The organism is Ancylobacter novellus DSM 506 (genome assembly GCF_000092925.1).
In the GTDB taxonomy this organism is placed as follows: domain Bacteria; phylum Pseudomonadota; class Alphaproteobacteria; order Rhizobiales; family Xanthobacteraceae; genus Ancylobacter; species Ancylobacter novellus.
The window spans coordinates 1,099,293-1,117,789 of record NC_014217.1 but is presented as its reverse complement, the minus strand read 5'-3'; the positions used below and the strand labels follow the sequence as shown (position 1 = coordinate 1,117,789).

Annotated in this window: 19 protein-coding genes; 14 read left to right on the top strand and 5 right to left on the bottom strand. The window is 68.5% G+C overall.

The genetic code is table 11. The annotated features are described in order from the left end of the window. Positions 1-393: 393 nt before the first annotated feature. The 12 genes from rpsF (at position 394) to SNOV_RS05370 (ending at position 12,195) form a co-directional block, all read left to right on the top strand. Complete coding sequence (gene rpsF / locus SNOV_RS05425) at positions 394-888, top strand: 30S ribosomal protein S6 (protein ID WP_013165908.1); 495 nt, start codon at positions 394-396, stop codon at positions 886-888. Further along, positions 888-1,154: a 30S ribosomal protein S18 gene (gene rpsR, locus SNOV_RS05420; protein ID WP_013165907.1), complete on the top strand. Its 267-nt coding sequence runs from the start codon at positions 888-890 to the stop codon at positions 1,152-1,154. Before rpsF ends, rpsR begins: the two co-directional genes overlap by 1 nt. 144 nt (positions 1,155-1,298) lie before the next feature. Continuing rightward, positions 1,299-2,255 carry a DUF2232 domain-containing protein gene (locus SNOV_RS05415; RefSeq protein ID WP_013165906.1) on the top strand — a complete coding sequence of 319 codons (957 nt, stop codon included), beginning with the start codon at positions 1,299-1,301 and terminating at the stop codon, positions 2,253-2,255. A 42-nt stretch (positions 2,256-2,297) separates the two neighbouring features. Then, positions 2,298-2,867, top strand: coding sequence for a 50S ribosomal protein L9 (gene rplI / locus SNOV_RS05410; protein WP_013165905.1), 570 nt, complete (start codon positions 2,298-2,300; stop codon positions 2,865-2,867). Between the two features lie 242 nt (positions 2,868-3,109). Continuing rightward, entirely contained in the window at positions 3,110-4,372 is a 1,263-nt protein-coding gene (locus SNOV_RS05405) for an SAM-dependent methyltransferase (RefSeq protein WP_013165904.1), read from the top strand. A 171-nt stretch (positions 4,373-4,543) separates the two neighbouring features. Beyond that, on the top strand, positions 4,544-6,028 hold the full coding sequence (locus SNOV_RS05400; RefSeq protein ID WP_013165903.1) for a replicative DNA helicase: 1,485 nt from the start codon (positions 4,544-4,546) through the stop codon (positions 6,026-6,028). 10 nt (positions 6,029-6,038) lie between these two features. Continuing rightward, positions 6,039-7,163 carry an alanine racemase gene (alr, locus tag SNOV_RS05395; RefSeq protein WP_013165902.1) on the top strand — a complete coding sequence of 375 codons (1,125 nt, stop codon included), beginning with the start codon at positions 6,039-6,041 and terminating at the stop codon, positions 7,161-7,163. 72 nt (positions 7,164-7,235) lie between these two features. Further along, on the top strand, positions 7,236-8,663 hold the full coding sequence (gene radA, locus SNOV_RS05390) for a DNA repair protein RadA (RefSeq protein ID WP_013165901.1): 1,428 nt from the start codon (positions 7,236-7,238) through the stop codon (positions 8,661-8,663). Between the two features lie 120 nt (positions 8,664-8,783). Next, the gene (locus tag SNOV_RS05385) at positions 8,784-9,389 is read left to right on the top strand and encodes a CvpA family protein (protein ID WP_187291127.1); all 606 of its coding nucleotides are present in this window, start codon (positions 8,784-8,786) and stop codon (positions 9,387-9,389) included. 100 nt (positions 9,390-9,489) lie between these two features. Beyond that, positions 9,490-10,989 (top strand): amidophosphoribosyltransferase, encoded by a 1,500-nt coding sequence (gene purF, locus SNOV_RS05380; protein WP_013165899.1) that lies wholly within the window; start codon positions 9,490-9,492, stop codon positions 10,987-10,989. A 6-nt stretch (positions 10,990-10,995) separates the two neighbouring features. After that, positions 10,996-11,412 carry a VOC family protein gene (locus SNOV_RS05375; RefSeq protein WP_013165898.1) on the top strand — a complete coding sequence of 139 codons (417 nt, stop codon included), beginning with the start codon at positions 10,996-10,998 and terminating at the stop codon, positions 11,410-11,412. A gap of 18 nt (positions 11,413-11,430) precedes the next feature. Next, on the top strand, positions 11,431-12,195 hold the full coding sequence (locus SNOV_RS05370) for an SDR family NAD(P)-dependent oxidoreductase (protein WP_013165897.1): 765 nt from the start codon (positions 11,431-11,433) through the stop codon (positions 12,193-12,195). 91 nt (positions 12,196-12,286) lie between these two features. Here the strand turns inward: SNOV_RS05370 and der are convergent, their stop codons facing one another. From der to SNOV_RS05345, 5 genes are all read right to left on the bottom strand, one after another. After that, on the bottom strand, positions 12,287-13,636 hold the full coding sequence (der, locus tag SNOV_RS05365) for a ribosome biogenesis GTPase Der (RefSeq protein WP_013165896.1): 1,350 nt from the start codon (positions 13,634-13,636) through the stop codon (positions 12,287-12,289). Positions 13,637-13,662: 26 nt separating this feature from the next. Beyond that, entirely contained in the window at positions 13,663-13,950 is a 288-nt protein-coding gene (locus tag SNOV_RS05360; RefSeq protein WP_013165895.1) for a hypothetical protein, read from the bottom strand. Between the two features lie 10 nt (positions 13,951-13,960). After that, on the bottom strand, positions 13,961-14,668 hold the full coding sequence (locus tag SNOV_RS05355; RefSeq protein ID WP_013165894.1) for a tetratricopeptide repeat protein: 708 nt from the start codon (positions 14,666-14,668) through the stop codon (positions 13,961-13,963). A 255-nt stretch (positions 14,669-14,923) separates the two neighbouring features. Continuing rightward, complete coding sequence (gene panB, locus SNOV_RS05350; RefSeq protein ID WP_013165893.1) at positions 14,924-15,745, bottom strand: 3-methyl-2-oxobutanoate hydroxymethyltransferase; 822 nt, start codon at positions 15,743-15,745, stop codon at positions 14,924-14,926. A gap of 36 nt (positions 15,746-15,781) precedes the next feature. After that, positions 15,782-16,351, bottom strand: a complete 570-nt coding sequence (locus SNOV_RS05345) for an NnrU family protein (RefSeq protein WP_013165892.1) — start codon at positions 16,349-16,351, stop codon at positions 15,782-15,784. A 462-nt stretch (positions 16,352-16,813) separates the two neighbouring features. Here SNOV_RS05345 and SNOV_RS24365 point away from each other — a divergent pair, with 462 nt between their 5' ends. Beyond that, on the top strand, positions 16,814-17,230 hold the full coding sequence (locus tag SNOV_RS24365) for a L,D-transpeptidase (protein ID WP_049785797.1): 417 nt from the start codon (positions 16,814-16,816) through the stop codon (positions 17,228-17,230). A 91-nt stretch (positions 17,231-17,321) separates the two neighbouring features. After that, positions 17,322-18,494, top strand: coding sequence for a GGDEF domain-containing protein (locus tag SNOV_RS05335; RefSeq protein ID WP_013165890.1), 1,173 nt, complete (start codon positions 17,322-17,324; stop codon positions 18,492-18,494). The last annotated feature ends 3 nt before the right edge of the window (positions 18,495-18,497 follow it).

The following is an 18,497-nucleotide window of genomic DNA, read 5'->3' as shown; positions in this document are numbered from 1 at the left end:
CTGCCTGTTAAGAATTAGCGGCGGCAGGAACACTGCCGAGCGCTTCCTGTCAAGTTGCGGGGCGGGGATGTGGCCGAGGCGGCAGGCTTCTCAACGCCTTTATATCATTGGGCCGCACGCGCGGGCGTCGAGACCGCGCCGCGGTCGCCGGCTGGCTGCGGCGGCTTGATTTCCGGGCATTTTCGCGTATAAGCGCGCGCACTGTCGGTCCCGGCCGGGGGCTGAACGGACGGCTGTGCTTTGGCTTTTGCCTTGCGCGGCAGCGGACCCGAGGGTCCGCGTCGTCCCGTGTCCCCGCCTTCGAGATTGTTCGAGCCTTTCCGGGGCTCGAAGGGCTCGGCGCCGGGATGATGGCCCGCAATCGTGCGGGAATCAAAAGGAAAGGCACGAGACATGGCTCTCTACGAGCACGTGTTCCTCGCGCGCCAGGATGTGACGGCGCAGCAGGTCGAGGAACTCACCGCCCGCTTCAAGGGCATCATCGAGGCGAATGGCGGCTCGGTCACCAAGGCCGAGTATTGGGGCGTGAAGACGCTCACCTACCGCATCCGCAAGAACCGCAAGGCCCACTTCTCCCTGCTCAACGTCGACGCCCCGGCGGCGGCGATCGCCGAGCTGGAGCGTCAGCAGCGCATCGACGAGGACGTCCTGCGTTTCCTGACCATCCGCGTCGAGGAGCTGGAGGAGGGTCAGTCGGTCATGCTGCAGAAGCGCGACCGCGACGACCGCGGCGAGCGCGGCTTCGGCGACCGTGGCTTCGGTGGTGACCGCGGCTTTGGCGGCGGGCGCAGCTTCGGCGGCGGCGATCGCGGCTTCGGCGGCGACCGTGGTGATCGCGGCCCGCGCCGTGATCGTGATGAGGCTCCGGCCAGCGTGGAGACTGAGTGATGGCTTTCGGTGGCACCGGCGGTCCTTCCGCCAACACGGGCGCGCGTCGCCCCTTCTTCCGTCGTCGCAAGACCTGCCCGTTCTCCGGCGCCAACGCCCCGAAGATCGACTACAAGGACGTGCGGCTGCTGCAGCGCTACATCTCCGAGCGCGGCAAGATCGTCCCCTCGCGCATCACGGCGGTCTCCGCCAAGAAGCAGCGCGAGCTCGCCCAGGCGATCAAGCGCGCCCGCTTCCTCGGCCTGCTGCCCTTCGTGATCCGCTGATCGCGTGACGTTTTGCGTCCTCGGCCAAGGCCGGGGACGCCGACTTTCAGATTTTGCGACAGGCCCGCGGGATGGTCCCGGCGGTCCTTCAGCTGGGGCGGACATGGATCCGCCTCTAACCGCTCGGAGCGGGACAGCTCGTCGATGGTTCAGAACTGGCTCATAGCCTTCGGCGCCGGCGTGGCGTCAGCCCTCCTGGTCGCCACCGTCGCGACCGGCAGTGCCCTCGCCTTGCCGCTGTTCTACCTCGCTCCCCTGCCCGTCCTCATCGTCGGCCTCGGCTGGTCGCATCTCTCGGCGCTGGTGGCCGCCTCGACCGCTGCGGTCGGTATCGGCGTCTTCTTCGGCCTCGAGCTGCTGACCGCCTATGTCGCCGGCGTCGGCCTGCCGGCCTATGCGCTCGCCTATCTCGCGCTGATGGCGCGGCAGGCGCAGCCGGACGGCCCGCTCGAATGGTTTCCTGTCGGTCGCGTCGTGCTTGCCGCCGCCATCCTCGGCTGCCTTGCGGTCGCCGCGCTGATCCCGCTGGTGGCCGGCAGCGTCGAGGGCTACCAGGCGGCGCTGCGCGAGATGTTCCAGGCGATGTTCGAGGAACACCCCGGCGTTCCCGGCGCCGATACCGGCCGGCTGGTCGACCTCCTGGTCATCGTCATGCCGCCGGCCGCCGCCGTCGTCACCATGGTGACGCAGCTCGCCAATCTCTGGCTCGCCGCCCATGCCGCACGCCTTTCCGGCCGGCTGATGCGGCCCTGGCCGGACCTCGCCGCCATATCCGTGCCCCGCGCCAGCGTGGCGCTGCTGATCGGCGCCCTCATCGCCGCCAGCCTCGACGACGGCTTCGTCGGCCTGCTCGCGGAACTGCTCGGCGCGACGCTGGTCATGGCATTCGCCTTCATCGGCCTTGCGACGATCCACTGGATCACCCGCGGCGCGGCGGGGCGCACGCTGGTCATCGCCACGGTGTGGATCGCGGCGCTGGCGCTGGGCTGGCCCTTCGCCGCCCTCGCTTTGCTCGGCCTCGCCGAGACCCTCTTCGGCCTTCGCGGCCGCTTCAAGCGCGGGAGCCCGCCCAAGGGGCCGCCCGCGGCCAATGACGGCTGATGCCGAATTCCAAGAAACTGACGAATCGAACGGAGAACTGAAATGGAAGTCATTCTGCTGGAACGCGTGGCCAAGCTCGGCCAGATGGGTGAAGTCGTCCGCGTCAAGGACGGTTTCGCCCGCAACTTCCTCCTGCCCTCGGGCAAGGCGCTGCGCGCCACCAAGGAGAACAAGACCCGCTTCGAGACCATGAAGGCCCAGCTTGAGACCCGCAATCTCGAGCTCAAGACCGAGGCCGCCAAGGTCGGCGAGAAGCTCAACGGCACCGAGGTGGTGCTGGTGCGCCAGGCTGGCGAGACCGGCCAGCTCTACGGCTCGGTGTCGACCCGCGACATCGCCGAGGCGCTGACTGCGGCTGGCTTCTCGGTCGCCCGTCACCAGATCGTGCTCAACCACCCGATCAAGACCATCGGCCTGCACGAGGTGCCGGTGACGCTGCACCCGGAGGTCGAGGTGACCGTCCGCGCCAACGTCGCCCGCAGCCCCGAGGAAGCCGCCCGCCAGTCGCGTGGTGAAGACCTCACCGTCGTGCGCGACGACGAGGAAGAGGACGAATACTTGGAGGAAGCTCCGGCCGAGGCCGGCGACGAGGCTGAAGCCGAGCAGGCCTGAAGCATTTACCCAACGTAATACGTCGAATTGCGTAGCCCGGCCGTTCGCGGCCGGGCTTTTTTGCATGCGTTTGAAATACAGGGAATGTTGCGACGCGATAGATGTGATGCAATGATATGCAGCATCAATGACATGCCCAGGGGCTGGGCAGGCGGTCTGCGCGCTTGAAGAAGAGCCCTGGCGGCTGGATGAAGCCGCTGGTGGTTGGCGTCCGGAGCCGCTCGTACCGTTGGAGTTGGCCGATGGAACGGTTGCTCTCGCAGGTCCTCGGGCGCCTCGTGCGCCACGGTTCCCTCACCGTCATCTTTGCGTCCGGCGCGCGCGCCGTCTTCGGAGACGGCACGGGCGAGCCGCTCGTCGTGCGCTTCACCTCCGAAGCCTGGCAGCGCCAGATCGTCCTCGATCCCGAGCTGAAGTTCGGCGAGGCCTATATGGAAGGCGGCCTCGTCATCGAGGAAGGCGACATGGCCGGCGTGCTCGCCTTGCTGATGGCCCATGTCGGCCTCGGCACCGTTCCGAGCACCAGCGCCAAGCTCTTGATGAAGCTGCGCTTCGCCTTCCGGCGTCTGGCGCAGTTCAATCACAGGGCGCGGGCGCAGAAGAACGTCGCCCATCACTACGACCTCGACGGGCGGCTCTACTCGCTGTTCCTCGACGCCGACCGGCAATATTCCTGCGCCTATTTCGAGCATCCGGGCCAGTCGCTGGACGACGCCCAGCTCGCCAAGAAGCGCCACATCGCCGCCAAGCTGAAATTCGACAAGCCGGACCTCACCGCGCTCGACATCGGCTGCGGCTGGGGCGGCATGGGGCTCTATCTCGCGGGCAATGCCGGGGCGAAGGTGACCGGCGTCACCCTCTCCCAGGAACAGCACGGCGTCGCCCGGTGCCGCGCCGAGGAACGCGGGCTTGCCGACCGCGCCGATTTCCGCCTGCAGGATTATCGCGACGTGCCCGGCCCGTTCGACCGCATCGTCTCGGTCGGCATGTTCGAGCATGTCGGGATCGGCCATTACGACGAGTATTTCGGCAAGGTGGCGCAGCTTCTGAAGGACGACGGCGTGGCCCTGATCCACTCCATCGGCCGCTCGGAAGGCCCGGGCATCACCAATCCATGGATCGCCAAATACATCTTCCCCGGCGGCTACATCCCGGCCTTGTCGGAGGTGCTGCCCGCCATCGAGCGCGCGGGCCTGTTCGTCACCGACATCGAAATCCTGCGCCTGCACTATGCCGAGACGCTGAAGGCCTGGCGCGAACGCTTCCTCGCCCATCGCGAGGAGGTGGAGCGGCTCTACGACCAGCGATTCGTGCGGATGTTCGAGTTCTACCTCGCCTCCTCCGAGATGGCCTTCCGCCACCAGGGGATGATGATCTTCCAGGTGCAGCTGGCCAAGCGCGAGGGCGTGGTGCCGCTCACCCGCAGCTACATCGCCGAGGGCGAGGCGGCGCTGAAGCGGATGGAGAAGGAGAGCCGGCCGGGTCTGCGGCTGGCGGGGGAGTAGCGGTATGGCCGTGTAGCGCGGCCGGCCCACCACCAGCGCGAGCGGGACTTATCCCCGCAGTTCCCGCACTTCTCCACCGGACCTTTCCGGCCGATCATTGGCTCTGCGAATCGTTCCCCTGCGGGGGAAGGTGCGATAGGCCTATCGGGTCAGTCCAAGGCCGGAACCGAAATGCTCGATTCTCCTGCCCGCCCTCAGGCGGCGCCCGACACCAATTATCGCAGCGCCCCGCACAACATCGAGGCGGAGCAGGCGCTGCTCGGCGCCATCCTCGTCAACAACGAGGCGTTCTACCGGGTCTCGGACTTCCTGGAGCCGCGGCATTTCTTCGAGCCGGTCCACATCGCCATCTACGAGACCGCGGCGGCGCTGATCCGCGCCGGCAAGGTGGCGACGCCGGTGACGCTGAAGACCTTCCTTCCGGCGGATTTCGATGTCGCCGGACTGACCGCGCCGCAATATCTCGCGCGCCTCGCCGCCGAGGCGACGACGATCATCAACGCCGAGGACTATGGCCGCACCATTTACGACCTGTCGGTGCGCCGCGACCTGATCGCGATCGGCGAGGAGATCGTCAACGAAGCCTATGACGCGGCGATCGACGCCACGCCGCAGGACCAGATCGAGGACGCCGAGAAGCGGCTCTACGAGCTCGCCGAGACCGGCCGCTACGATGGCGGCTTCCTGAAATTCAACGATGCGCTCAAGGAAGCGGTCGACATGGCGAGTCGCGCCTTCCAGCGCGACGGGCACCTGTCCGGCACCGCCTCGGGGCTCGACGACCTCGACCACATGATGGGCGGCCTACAGCCCTCCGACCTGATCATCCTCGCCGGCCGCCCCGCCATGGGCAAGACGTCGCTCGCCACCAACATCGCCTTCAACGTGGCCGCCGCCTACCAGTCGGAGACGCTGCCGGACGGCTCGATCCGGGCGCTCAACGGCGGCGTGGTCGGCTTCTTCTCGCTGGAAATGTCGGCCGAGCAGCTCGCCACCCGTATCCTCGCCGAGCAGGCCGAGATCGCCTCCTACAAGATCCGTCGCGGCGACATCTCCGAGCACGAGTTCGACAAGCTCGCCAGCTGCGCCCAGATGATGCAGACGATCCCGCTCTATATCGACGACACCGGCGGCATCTCCATCGCCCAGTTGCGCGCCCGCGCGCGGCGTCTCAAGCGCCAGCGCGGCCTCGACTTCATGGTGGTGGACTATCTCCAGCTGCTCACCGGCTCCTCCAAGAGCTCCTCGCAGGGCCGCGTGCAGGAGATCACCGAGATCACCACCGGCCTGAAGGCGCTCGCCAAGGAGCTCGGCGTGCCGATCATGGCGCTGTCCCAGCTCTCGCGTCAGGTGGAAAGCCGCGACGACAAGCGTCCGCAATTGTCCGACCTTCGCGAATCCGGCTCCATCGAGCAGGATGCCGACGTGGTGATGTTCGTCTTCCGCGAGGAATATTACCTCAAGAGCCGCGAGCCGAAGGAAGGCACGGAGGAATGGTTCAAGTGGGACCAGGACATGAAGGCGGCGCAGGGCATCGCCGAGATCATCATCGGCAAGCAGCGCCACGGCCCCACCGGCACGGTGAAGGTCGCCTTCGAGGCCCAGTACACCCGCTTCACGACGCTGGCCCAGAACGACCGTCTGCCCGAGCATTGAGTTCGCCATCGTGACCGACCGCGACATCCCGCTGAACGAGGCCGGCGGCGTCCTCACCATCGACCTCTCCGCCCTCGCCGCGAATTTCCGGGACGTCGCCGCCCGCGTCGCCCCGGCCAAATGCGCCGCCGTGGTGAAGGGCGACGCCTATGGCCTCGGCCTCGTCCCCACCGCCTCGACGCTGTGGCACGCGGGCGCGCGCACCTTCTTCGTCGCCCTGTTGAGCGAGGCGCGCAAGCTGCGCGAACTGCTGCCAGACGCCGAGATCTTCGTGCTCAACGGCCTCTTCCCCGGCACCGAAGCGACCTACCAGCAACACGCCCTGCTCCCGGTCCTCGGCAGCGTGCCGGAGATCGAGCGCTGGCAGCAATTCTGCGAGCGCACCGGGGAACCGTTGCCGGCGGCTCTGCATGTCGACACAGGGATGAACCGGCTGGGACTGAGCGCCGCCGAGGCGGTGAACGTCGCCGAGGGACGCGACGAACTCGGCTTCCCGCTAGCGCTCCTGATGAGCCATCTCGCCTGCGCCGACGAGCCGGGCCATCCGCTCACCGACCGTCAGCTCGAGGATTTCCAGGCAATTGTGGCGCTGTTCCCGGATGTGCGCGCCTCGCTGGCCAATTCCGCCGGCGCGCTCGGCGACCCCTCGCTCCATTTCGACCTCGTGCGCCCCGGCATCGCCGTCTATGGCGCCCGCCCGCGCGCCGACGTCGCCCCGCTGCAGCCGGTGGTGCGGCTCGACCTGCGCATCGTTCAGATACGCCGCGTCCATGAGGGCGAGACCATCGGCTACGGCGCCGCGCACACGGCGAAGCGCGAATCCCGCGTCGCCATCCTCTCCGCCGGCTATGCCGACGGCATCCCGCGACTCGCCAGCGCCTCGGACCTGCGTCCCGGGGCGGAGGCGGTGGTGGGCGGCCATCGCTGCCCGCTGATCGGGCGCATCTCCATGGACCTCTTGGCCGTCGACATCACCGATGTCGACGAGGACGCGGTGGCGGCGGGCGACTTTGCCACCCTGCTCGGCGACGGGCTGGCCCTTGAGGACCTCGCGCGCCATTCCGCCACCATCGACTACGAGATTCTGACCAGCCTCGGCCGGCGCTATCATCGCCGCTGGGTGCAGGGCGCTTGATCCCTGTTTGTTCTCGCGCAGAATGGCGCTAGAACCTCGCTGGTCGATTCACGTTCGGGCTGCTGATCCGCCATGGCCAAGCGCACCGCCTCCTTCATCTGCCAGGTCTGCGGCGCCGCGCATACGCGCTGGCAGGGCAAGTGCGACGCCTGCGGCGCCTGGAACTCCATCGCCGAGGAAGCCCCGCCCGGTGACACCCTGCCGGCGACGCTACGCGGCGGGCGCAAGGGCCGGTTGATCGCGCTGGAAAGCCTGTCCGGCACCTCCGAAGACGCACCCCGCATCCGCGTCGGCATTTCCGAGCTCGACCGCGTCGCCGGCGGCGGCCTGGTGCCGGGCTCGGTGCTGCTGATCGGCGGCGATCCCGGCATCGGCAAGTCGACCCTGCTGATCCAGGCCTCGGCGGCGCTGGCGGAAGCCGGCCACCGCATCATCTATGTCTCGGGCGAGGAGGCGGTGGCGCAGGTGCGCCTGCGTGCCGAGCGCCTCGGCCTTGCCGGCGCGGCAGTCGAGCTCGCCGCCGAGACCAATGTCGAGGACATCGTCGCTACACTGGCAGAGGGCAGGCGCCCCGCTTTGGTCGTGATCGATTCGATCCAGACCATGTGGACGGACACGGTGGAATCGGCCCCCGGCACGGTGACGCAGGTCCGCTCCTCGGCGCAGATACTGATCCGCTTCGCCAAGCGCGCAGGTGCGGCCGTCATCCTCGTCGGGCACGTCACCAAGGACGGGCAGATCGCCGGCCCGCGCGTGGTCGAGCATATGGTGGACGCCGTGCTCTCCTTCGAGGGCGACGGCGCGCATCATTTCCGCATCCTGCGGGCGCAGAAGAACCGCTTCGGGCCGACCGACGAGATCGGCGTGTTCGAGATGACCGGCCTCGGCCTCGCCGAGGTGGCGAATCCTTCCGAACTCTTCCTGTCGAACCGTGACCGCGGCGCACCCGGCACCGCCGTCTATGCCGGCATGGAGGGCACCCGCCCGGTGCTGGTGGAGATCCAGGCTCTCGTCGTGCCGACCAGCCTCGGCACGCCGCGCCGCGCCGTGGTCGGCTGGGACCCGAGCCGGCTGTCCATGGTGCTGGCGGTGCTGGAAGCCCGCTGCGGGGTGAAGCTCGGCGCGCATGACGTACATCTCAACGTCGCCGGCGGCTTCCGCATCACCGAGCCGGCGGCCGACCTCGCCGTCGCCGCGGCGCTGGTCTCCTCGCTCTCCGGCGCCGTTTTGCCGCCGGACGGCGTGTATTTCGGCGAGGTCAGCCTCACCGGCGCGGTGCGCGCCGTGCCCCACGCCATGGCGCGGCTGAAGGAAGCGGCCAAGCTCGGCTTCACCCGCGCCGTCGCGCCGGAAGCCAAAGGTTCTGCCAAGGGGAATGGGAACGGCGCCAAGGAAGAGGCGCCGCTGGCCGTCGAGAGTGTCTCCTCGCTCGGCGACATCGTCGCCGGTATCGCCGCGAGAGGCGCCCGGCGCCCGGCGCGCGAACGTCAGGAGGGATAACCGGCGCGAGAGGGATGACGGAAGCGGCAGGTCGCGCTATAGCTCGCGCGGCCCTCTTCTGGGCTCGAATCGCGAAAGATTCGCTCCGCCTTCGCCGGAAGCCACCACAGTCACGGTGCGATAGTCTTGACGCTGCTCGACATCATCCTCGTCGCCGTGATGGTGATCTCCGGCCTTCTGGCCATGGTCCGCGGCTTCGTCCGCGAGGTCTTCGCCATCGCCTCATGGGTGATCGCGGCGGTCGTCACGCTCTATGCTTACCCGCACGTCCTGCCGCTCGCGAAGCAATACATCGCGAACGACACCTTCGCGATGGCGGCGAGCGTGGGCGGCGTCTTCCTCGTCACGCTGCTGATCGTCTCGATCATCACCGTGCGCATCTCCGACCTCGTGCTCGACAGCCGCATCGGCGCGCTCGACCGCACGCTCGGCTTCCTGTTCGGGCTGGCGCGCGGCTTTCTGATCATGGTTGTGGCCTTCCTGTTCTTCAACTGGCTGGTCCAGAACGAGCAGGGCCAGCCCGAGTGGATTCGTGACGCGCGGTCCAAGGTGGTCTTGCAAAGTGCGGGTGACTGGCTCATCTCCGTATTGCCGGAAGACCCCGAGACGCTGATACGCGACATCCGCAACTCGCGGGAGGCCGAGCCGACGGAGCCGCCGCCCGAGCCGTTCAATCCGGGACCGGCGCCGGCTGCTCCCGGCCCGGCGAAGCCGCCGGCGCCATAATTCGACCGCGCCCATGGGACAAAGGCGTCCCCGGGGCGCAGTTGCATTTCAGCATGAGAGCGGGCGCAGCCTCGACTGCGCGGAGCGGAGCGAAGAGTCCATGGCCGACATAGCCGTTGACGAGGTGGTGTCCAAATCGGCAGTAGCCGACGATTTTTACGACGATTACGGCGACACGCTGCGTGAGGAATGCGGCGTGTTCGGCATCTTCGGGCACCCCGACGCCGCCGCCATCACCGCCCTCGGCCTGCACGCCTTGCAGCACCGCGGACAGGAAGCCGCCGGCATAACCACTTATGACGGCAACCGTTTCCACTCCGAGCGCCGCCTCGGCCTGGTCGGCGACGCCTTCTCCGACGGCGAGGCGATCAAGCGTCTGCCGGGCCATATCGCGGTGGGCCACGTCCGCTACTCGACGACCGGCGAGACCATCCTGCGCAACGTGCAGCCGCTCTTCGCCGAGCTCGACGGCGGCGGCTTCGCCATCGCCCACAACGGCAACCTGACCAACGGCCTAACGCTGCGCCGCCAGCTCATCCGCGACGGCGCCATCTGCCAGTCGACCTCCGATACCGAGGTGATGCTGCACCTCGTCGCCCGCTCCAACCGCGCCCGCTTCACCGAGCGTTTCGTCGAGGCGTTGCGCGCCATCGAGGGCGCCTATGCCTTCGTCGGCCTCACCAACAAGAAGTTGGTCGGCGCCCGCGACCCGCTCGGCATCCGCCCTCTGGTGCTCGGCGAGCTCGACGGCCACCCGATCCTGACCTCCGAGACCTGCGCCCTCGACATAATTGGTGCGCGCCACGTGCGTGACATCGAGCCCGGCGAGGTCATCGTCTTCTCCTCCGACAAGGTGGAGACGCTGCGTCCCTTCGGCATGGTGCCGCCGCGCCCCTGCATCTTCGAGTACATCTATTTCGCCCGCCCGGACTCCATCGTCGGCGGCCGTCCGGTGTACCAGGTGCGCAAGACCATGGGCATGCAGCTGGCCGCCGAGGCGCCGGCGGATGCCGACGTGGTGGTGCCGGTGCCGGATTCCGGCGTGCCCGCCGCCATCGGCTATGCGCAGGCCTCGGGCATCCCCTACGAGCTCGGCATCATCCGCAACCACTATGTGGGCCGTACCTTCATCCAGCCGACCCAGTCGATCCGCGACCAGGGCGTGCGCATGAAGCACTCGGCAAACCGCTCCGTGGTCGAGGGCAAGCGCATCGTACTGATCGACGACAGCCTGGTCCGTGGCACCACCTCGGTCAAAATCGTCCGCATGATGCGCGAGGCCGGCGCCCGCGAGGTGCATTTCCGCATCTCCTCGCCGCCGATCACCCACCCGGACTATTACGGCATCGACACGCCGGACCGCGACAAGCTGCTCGCCGCGACGCACGACCTCGAAGGCATGCGCCGTTATATCGGCGCCGACAGCCTCGCCTTCCTCTCCATCGACGGCATCTACAAGTCGATGGGCTATGAGGGCCGCGACCCGATGCGCCCGCAGTTCACCGACCACTGCTTCACCGGCGAGTACCCGACCCCGCTGACTGACCGTGTCGGCGAAGTCGCCCCCCGGCAGCTCTCGCTGCTCGCCGAAGCGAGCTGACCGGCCATGGTCGAGCTCCACGAATGGCATCGCGGGCGCCTCATCGACCATATCCAGCTGGTGGTGCGTGACTTCGACGCCTGCCGCCGCTTCTACGGCGCCGTGCTCGAAGTGATCGGCGTGCCGATCATCGACTGTGACGGCTTCTTCTTCGCCGACGAGCTGTGCGTCTTCCCGGGCGAACCGCTCACCGGGCGGGCCCATATCGCCTTCCAGGCGCCGGACGAGGAGACGGTACAGCGCTTCTATGCCGCTGCACTGCGCGCCGGCGGGCGCGACAACGGCGCGCCGGGACTGCGCGACTACCATCCCGGCTATTACGCCGCCTTCGTGCTCGATCCCGAGGGCAACAATATCGAGGCGGTCTTCCACGGCCCGGCCAAACGCTCCGCGCCGTCGGTGGTGATGACCGACGCGTCGTAAGAAACTTCGAGGAAACCCATGTCGGACATCTCCGCGGCGGAGACCCGCCCGCTCGCCGGGCGCATCGCCCTCGTGACAGGCGCCACCCGTGGCATCGGCCGTGCCACCGCCCTCGCCCTTGCCGAGGCCGGCGCGCATGTGGTCGCCGTCGGCCGCACCGCCGGCGCGCTGGAGGAGCTGGACGACGCGATCGTGAAGGCCGGCTCGACCGCCACGCTGGTGCCGCTCGACATGAAGGACGGCGCCGGCATCGACCGGCTCGGTGGCGCGCTGTTCGAGCGCTTCGGCAAGCTCGACGTCTTCGTCGGCAATGCCGGCGTGCTCGGGCCGATCACTCCCCTCGCCCAGGTCGAGCCGAACGAGTGGGACGACGCCATCGCGGTGAACCTCACCGCCAACTGGCGGCTGATCCGCTCGCTCGACCCGCTGCTGCGGCTCTCCACCGCCGGCCGCGCGGTGCTTGTTTCTTCCGGCGCAGCGCACAAGGCGCGGGCCTTCTGGGGGGCCTATTCCGTCAGCAAGGCGGCGGTGGAAGTGCTCGCCCGCACCTGGGCCACCGAGGTGATGAACATCTCCAGCCTCAAGGTGAACCTGATCAATCCCGGCCCGATCCGCACCCGCATGCGCGCCAAGGCGTTCCCGAGCGAGGATCCGGAGACGCTCCCCGCCCCGGAGGAAGTAGCCGCGGCGATCCTGTCGCTCTGCCTGCCGAGCTTCGAGGAGACCGGCAAGCTCTACGACTTCCCCAGCCGCGGGCTGAAGGAATTCCCGGTTCCGGTGTGACAGCCTCACGCTTGAAACTCACCGCATGAAAAAGGGGACGGCCCATGCCGTCCCCTTTTTTTGATTCCGCCCTTCCGATCCCGACGCCGCCCTAATCCTTCTCGGCGTAGGGATTGTCCTTCTCGCGCAGCGTGAGCCTTATCGGCACACCGGGCAGGTCGAAGCTGGCGCGCAGATTGTTCACCAGATAGCGCACATAGCTCTCCGGCAGCGCGTCGGCGCGCGAGCAGAACAGCACGAAGCTCGGCGGGCGCGCCTTGGGCTGGGTGATGTAGCGCAGCTTGATGCGCCGGCCGGACACGGCCGGCGGCGGATGCTCGCTCGTCGTGTCGTTGAGCCAGCGGTTCAGCGGGTTGGTGGCGACGCGGCGGTTCCACACCTGATGCGCCTCGCTGACCGCCCGCACGAGACGATCGAGCCCCTCCCCGGTCAGGCCGGAGACGAGAACCACCGGCGCGCCCCTGAGCTGCGGCAGCCAGTGGTCGGCTTCCTCGCGCATGCGCTTGACAATGCCGGGTTGGTCCTTGACGAGGTCGGCCTTGGAGAGCGCCAGCACCACCGCCCTGCCCTCGCGCTCGGCGAGGTCGGCAATGCGCAGGTCCTGCTCCTCGAACGGATGGGTGGCATCCATCAGCACCACCACCACCTCGGCGAAACGTGCGGCGCGCAGGCCGTCGGCGACTGAGAGCTTTTCCAGCTTGTCGTCGATGCGGGCGCGCTTGCGCATTCCGGCGGTGTCGAAGACGCGCAGCGCCACGCCATGCCGCTCGATATCGACGGCGATGGAGTCTCGCGTGATGCCGGCCTCAGGCCCGGTCAGCAACCGGTCCTCGCCCAGCAAGGCATTGATCAGGGTCGACTTGCCGGCATTCGGGCGGCCGAGCACGGCGACGCGGATGCGTCGGCCGCCTTCGGAGGTGGTCTCGTCCTCTTCCTCGTCAGCGTCGTCCGGCAGGCATTCGGCGAGCGCGCGCACGAGATCGGCCATGCCGTCGCCATGCTCGGCGGAAAGCTCCACCGGATCGCCGAGGCCGAGCGCATAGGCGTCGAGCGTGCCGCCTTCCGATCCCCGCGCCTCGGCCTTGTTGGCGATAAGGATGGTGTGCTTACCGGAGCGGCGGGCGAGATCGGCGAAGGCGCGGTCGGAAGGCGTGACGCCGGCCTTGGCGTCGATCAGGAACAGCAGCACGTCAGCGTCGTCGATCGCCGCCTCGGTCTGTGCGCGCATGCGTCCTTCGAGCGACTCGGCCTTGGCCTCCTCGAGGCCCGCCGTGTCGATGACGCGGAAGGAGAGATGGCCGAGCCGGCCGTCGCCCTCGCGGCGGTCGCGCGTGACGCCCGGCCGGTCGTCGACCAGCGCGAGGCGCTTGCCGACGAGGCGGTTGAACAGCGTCGACTTGCCGACATTGGGCCGGCCGACGATTGCGACGGTCATCGTCATGGGGCGTGGCGCCTCCGCGCCGAGCGTCACTGGGCCGGGGTGGCAGCCGCACCCGCGGGGGCGGGAGTGGACGGAGTCGGCTCGGACGACGGCATGCCGTAGGTCGAGTTCGCCGGCTGCGGCGGCGCCTGATTGTAGTCTACGCCCGGCACGCCCTCGGGGAATACCGGCGTACGCGCGCCCGGCAACGGCTTCTCGCGCTCGTTGAACGGGTTCAGCGATTCAAGCGTCTCGCATCCGGCGGCAGCGAGTGTCAGCCCGAGCACGGGAAGCAGAAGCAGCGTGCGGCGCAGCCGCGATTTCGCAGGGCGCATCAGGCTCACCTCACTGCACGGCGGGCGCCGCGGCGGCCGGCGGCGTCGCGGGAGCGGCTGGGGCGGGAACCGGCATGGAAGCGGCAGCGAGCGTGCGCATAAGCTCGGCGCGGCGGCGCAGGCCGGGCGGAGTCTGCCCGTCGTTGAGGATGGCGCTGAACGTGTCGGTCGCCGCCTTGAAGTCGCCGGCCTTGTACTGGGCGAGGCCGATGATCTCGCGCGCGGAGTGGCGGAACGCCCCTTCCGGCGTGTCGAGCGGCTTCATGCGGCCCTCGACATCGGCGAGCGGGGCGGTGTCGACCAGCAACAGCGCGGCGCGCACCTGCGCGACGTTCTGCATCAGCGGGCTGATCGAGGGATCCTTGGCCAGCGAGTCGTATTCGGCGACGGCCTTGGCCGCGTCGGTCTTGGCGAGCTCGGTGGCGGCGCGGAAGCGCGACAGCACGCGATAGCCGCTCGTGCCGTCCTTCTCCAGCGCCTGGAACGCGGCCTCCGCCTCGGCGGCCTTGCCGTCGGCGGCGAGCTGCAGGGCCGCCTCGAACTTGGCGCCGGCGGCCTGGTCGCGCTGGAGCTTCCACCACTCGTAGCCGCGCCAGCCGGCAACGGCGAGGACGATCAGCACGGCAAGGCCGATCACATAGGCGCCGTAGCGGGTCCAAAGGCGGTTGAACCGTTCGCGACGCAGGTCCTCGTCGATCTCGTGGAAGATGTCAGCCATGTCGGTCCGTGGAACTCGTCGCAAGGCACCGGCACGCGGGCGCCGGGCGGTATCTGAAAGGCCGCGTAAACTAGCGATGCGGCTTCAACAAGGCAAATCGCGGGAAGGTTCTCCACCGCCTCGCCAGAACGAGCATCCTTCGAGGCTCGCCTTCGGCTCGCACCTCAGGATGAGGCTGCTTGGTGTGGGAGCAACCGACCTCATGCTGAAGTGCTCGGGCGAAGCCCGAGCCTCGAAGCACGCAGGCCAGAAGGCTCACCCCTTCTTCGGCGCGTAGACGTGCTCGGGGCCGGGGAAGGAGCGCGCGCGCACCTCGGAGGCATAGGCCTCCACCGCCGCGCCGATGGACGGGCCGATATCGGCGAACTTCTTGACGAAGCGCGGCACCCGGTCGGACAGGCCGAGCATGTCCTCCAGCACCAGGATCTGCCCGTCGCAGGCGGACGAGCCGCCGATGCCAATGGTGGGCGGCGCCACCTCGGCGGTGATCTGCCGAGCCAGCGGCTCGGCCACCGCCTCGATCACGATGGCGAAGGCGCCGGCATCGGCGATGGAGCGGGCATCATCACGGATGAGCTCGGCGCTCGCCTCGTCGCGGCCGAGCGCACGGAAGGAGCCGAGCGTGTTGATCGCCTGCGGGGTCAGGCCGACATGGCCCATCACCGGCACGCCGCGGTCGGCGAGGAAGCGCACCGTCTCGGCCATGCGGCGCCCACCTTCCAGCTTGATCGCTCCGGCGCCGGTCTCCTTCAGCACCTTCGAGGCAGTGGCGAAGGCCTGTTGCGGCGAGCCCTCATAGGAGCCGAAGGGCAGGTCGACCACCACCAGCGCATGCGAGGAGCCGCGCATCACCGCCTGGCCCTGCAGGATCATCATCTCCACCGTCACCGGCACGGTGGTCTCCATGCCGTGCATCACCATGCCCAGCGAATCGCCCACCAGCATGAAGTCGACATGTGGGTCGATGAGGCGGGCGGTATGGGCGTGGTAGGAGGTGAGCGAGACGATCGGCTCGCCGCCCTTCTTCGCGCGGATATCCGGTGCGGTGAGGCGGCGCACAGTGGACTGGACGGACATGTCGGACGGTTTCCTCGTGTTCTTTTAGGGGCTTGGTCAGCCCATCACCGGCACCCCGACGACATAGGGGTGGAACCAGAAGGCGAGGACGGCATAAAGCACGAGCCCGGCGACGACCGCAACGATGTCGCCGCCCCAGCCGGCGGGCGCCACGGGCAGCGGCGTGCCGCGCCGCTTCACCGCGATGCGGTCATAGACCGCCCACGCGAGGATGGCGGCGGCGAGCGTCATGGTGGCCGCGTCGCCATTGGCGAGGAGATGCGCCAGAGCCCAGATCTTCACCGCCACCAGCATCGGATGCTTGAGCCAGGCGCGGATATGGCTCGGCGCGAAATAGGCGCCCAGCGCGATGCAGGCGATGAGCATCAGCGTCGCCGCGACGTGGCGCATGGCGACCGGCGGCTCCCAGAGCTGGGCCGGGCCGGCAGCGCGCCAGTCGGCATAGCCATAGGCGATCATCAGCACACCGGCGACGGAGAGCAGGGAATAAACGGCGCGATAGGGAAGAAGCCCAAGCTGCGCGATGGTGGCATCGCGCGCCCCGCGCAGGGTCGTGAAGACATGCACGGCGATGAACAGCACGAGGCCGGCCAGCATCAGGATCATGGAACGCGCTCCCGGATGGAATCCGGGGCGACGCTAGAGCGTTTCCAGCCTGCGCGCCATCCGTCTGCGGCGATCCGCCGAGGCGTCTCGGCGGCAATAAGCGAGCCCGATCATGCGGATGTGTAAACCATAGGACGCATCGGCGCTCCCGCCCGCACGCGGAGCGTGCCAGAATGTCGCCACAATGGGGATGGGTTGGGGAGAGCCCGGATGAGGCAGGCCCTTCTTGCGCTCGCGCTGGCGATGTCGCTCGGCCTTGCGGCGCCGGCCCGCGCCGAGACCGTGGTCGAGACCGGGGCGGGCGCGCCGACGGCCACGCCGCAGAACTTGGTCGCGCCGGGCGTCGGGACGCCCGCCGCGGCGACGCAGCCGGCTTCGCAGGGAACCTCTGCCGGCCTCGAAATGCCGGACATGAAGGCGCCGGATGCCAAGCCGCAGGACGCGGCCACGCAAAGCGCGCTCATGCCGGCCGGCATCGCGCCCATCGTCGTGCCGTTGCCGGAGCCCGTCGTCATCCCGCGCAGCATCGTGGCGCAGATCAACCTGTCGAGGCAGCGCATGGAGGTCACGGTCGACGGCGTGCCGCGCTACAGCTGGCCGATCTCGACCGCCCGCCGCGGCTACCGCACGCCGGTCGGCAGCTACCGGCCGCAGCGCATGTACAGGCGCTATTTCTCGCGCAAATACGACAACGCGCCAATGCCTTACTCGATCTTCTTCAACGGCGGCTACGCCATCCACGGCACCACCGATCTCAAGCGCCTCGGCCGGCCGGCCTCGCATGGCTGCGTGCGCCTGCACCCGAGCAATGCGGCGACCCTGTTCGCGCTGGTAAAGGAATATGGCGCCGGCAATACACGGATCATCGTCACCCGCTAGCCGCGACCATTAGAAACAATCGCAACCTTCGGCTGCAAAGCGGTTTGCGAATCCGCGCGCGGGTTGGCAACATGGGGCAGGAGAACGCTTCATGCTGCTTGATTACGTCACGCTTCTGACGGCCGTCGGCATCTCGGCAGCCTGCCTGTCCATCATGATCTTCATGGGCTGGCTGATGGCGCCGAAGGACAGCTATCTCCTCACCTGCTCGCTCGGCGGCGGGCTCGCCGGCATCGGCCTGCTCGTCTACGGCTTCTATGTCGTCAGTCCGATCCCCATCATCGGCGTCTCCGCCTTCGCCGTCGTGCTGTGGGGATTGTCGATGCTGGTCGGCGCCGGCTACCGCTTCCGCACCGACCGATCGCCGCGCAACCTCGTCATCGCGCTCGGCGCGGGCAGCTGCGCCGTCGCGCTACCGGCCCTCGCGCTCGGCTATACCGGGCTCGGTTTCGTGCCGATCAACCTCGCCATGGCCGCGCTGATGCTTGCCACCGCCGCTCAATACTGGGGTACACGGCGGCACGCGCCATTCGCCATCGCCGGCTTGTGCGGGCTCTACACGGCGATCGCCGCCAGCTTTGTGCTGTGCGCCTTCATGCTGCTGCGGCATGGCAACCCCGTAATCGAAACGGCACCGCATGGCTGGGCGGAGGACCTATCGCTGCTCGTCATGATCGCCTGCGTGCCCGGCATCGGCGCGGTGACGCTGGCGCTGAACCAGGCGCGCATCGCCAGCAAGCACCGGCTCGACGCCATGACCGATCCGCTCACCGGCCTGCTCAACCGGCGCGCCTTGTTCGATGCGGTCGGCGAGCGCCCCATCGCCGAGCGCACGGCGGTGCTGGTGTTCGACATCGACCACTTCAAGAGCATCAACGACCGGCACGGCCATGCGGTGGGCGACCGGGTGATCGCGGTGTTCGCCCGCGCGCTGGAGGAACAGCGCCCCGCCGCCGCCCATGCCGCCCGGCTCGGCGGCGAGGAATTCGCGCTGGTCCTGCCGGCAGCGACGGCCGAAGGCTCGCTGCGCATCGCCGAGCAGGTGCGGCGCAGCTTCTGCACCCTGACCGCCGAACTCGACATTGCCGACCTCGCCTGCTCGGCCAGCGCCGGCATCGCCTTCGGCGTCACCCATGGCCGCACCTTCGAGCAGGTGCTGAACGAGGCCGACGCGGCGCTTTACGCCGCCAAGAATGCCGGCCGCAACCGCGTCTTCACCGCCGAGCCGCGCATCGCCACCACCGCCCGCCTGCTGTCGCTGTGAGGC

What these genes read in the sequence shown, in the direction of transcription:
- rpsF (WP_013165908.1), top strand. Translation starts at nt 394, where the DNA reads ATGGCTCTCTACGAGCACGTGTTCCTCGCGCGCCAGGATGTGACGGCG.
- rpsR (WP_013165907.1), top strand. Translation starts at nt 888, where the DNA reads ATGGCTTTCGGTGGCACCGGCGGTCCTTCCGCCAACACGGGCGCGCGT.
- SNOV_RS05415 (WP_013165906.1), top strand. Translation starts at nt 1,299, where the DNA reads ATGGTTCAGAACTGGCTCATAGCCTTCGGCGCCGGCGTGGCGTCAGCC.
- rplI (WP_013165905.1), top strand. Translation starts at nt 2,298, where the DNA reads ATGGAAGTCATTCTGCTGGAACGCGTGGCCAAGCTCGGCCAGATGGGT.
- SNOV_RS05405 (WP_013165904.1), top strand. Translation starts at nt 3,110, where the DNA reads ATGGAACGGTTGCTCTCGCAGGTCCTCGGGCGCCTCGTGCGCCACGGT.
- SNOV_RS05400 (WP_013165903.1), top strand. Translation starts at nt 4,544, where the DNA reads ATGCTCGATTCTCCTGCCCGCCCTCAGGCGGCGCCCGACACCAATTAT.
- radA (WP_013165901.1), top strand. Translation starts at nt 7,236, where the DNA reads ATGGCCAAGCGCACCGCCTCCTTCATCTGCCAGGTCTGCGGCGCCGCG.
- purF (WP_013165899.1), top strand. Translation starts at nt 9,490, where the DNA reads ATGGCCGACATAGCCGTTGACGAGGTGGTGTCCAAATCGGCAGTAGCC.
- SNOV_RS05375 (WP_013165898.1), top strand. Translation starts at nt 10,996, where the DNA reads ATGGTCGAGCTCCACGAATGGCATCGCGGGCGCCTCATCGACCATATC.
- SNOV_RS05370 (WP_013165897.1), top strand. Translation starts at nt 11,431, where the DNA reads ATGTCGGACATCTCCGCGGCGGAGACCCGCCCGCTCGCCGGGCGCATC.
- der (WP_013165896.1), bottom strand. Translation starts at nt 13,636, where the DNA reads ATGACGATGACCGTCGCAATCGTCGGCCGGCCCAATGTCGGCAAGTCG.
- SNOV_RS05360 (WP_013165895.1), bottom strand. Translation starts at nt 13,950, where the DNA reads ATGCGCCCTGCGAAATCGCGGCTGCGCCGCACGCTGCTTCTGCTTCCC.
- SNOV_RS05355 (WP_013165894.1), bottom strand. Translation starts at nt 14,668, where the DNA reads ATGGCTGACATCTTCCACGAGATCGACGAGGACCTGCGTCGCGAACGG.
- panB (WP_013165893.1), bottom strand. Translation starts at nt 15,745, where the DNA reads ATGTCCGTCCAGTCCACTGTGCGCCGCCTCACCGCACCGGATATCCGC.
- SNOV_RS05345 (WP_013165892.1), bottom strand. Translation starts at nt 16,351, where the DNA reads ATGATCCTGATGCTGGCCGGCCTCGTGCTGTTCATCGCCGTGCATGTC.
- SNOV_RS24365 (WP_049785797.1), top strand. Translation starts at nt 16,814, where the DNA reads ATGCCGGCCGGCATCGCGCCCATCGTCGTGCCGTTGCCGGAGCCCGTC.
- SNOV_RS05335 (WP_013165890.1), top strand. Translation starts at nt 17,322, where the DNA reads ATGCTGCTTGATTACGTCACGCTTCTGACGGCCGTCGGCATCTCGGCA.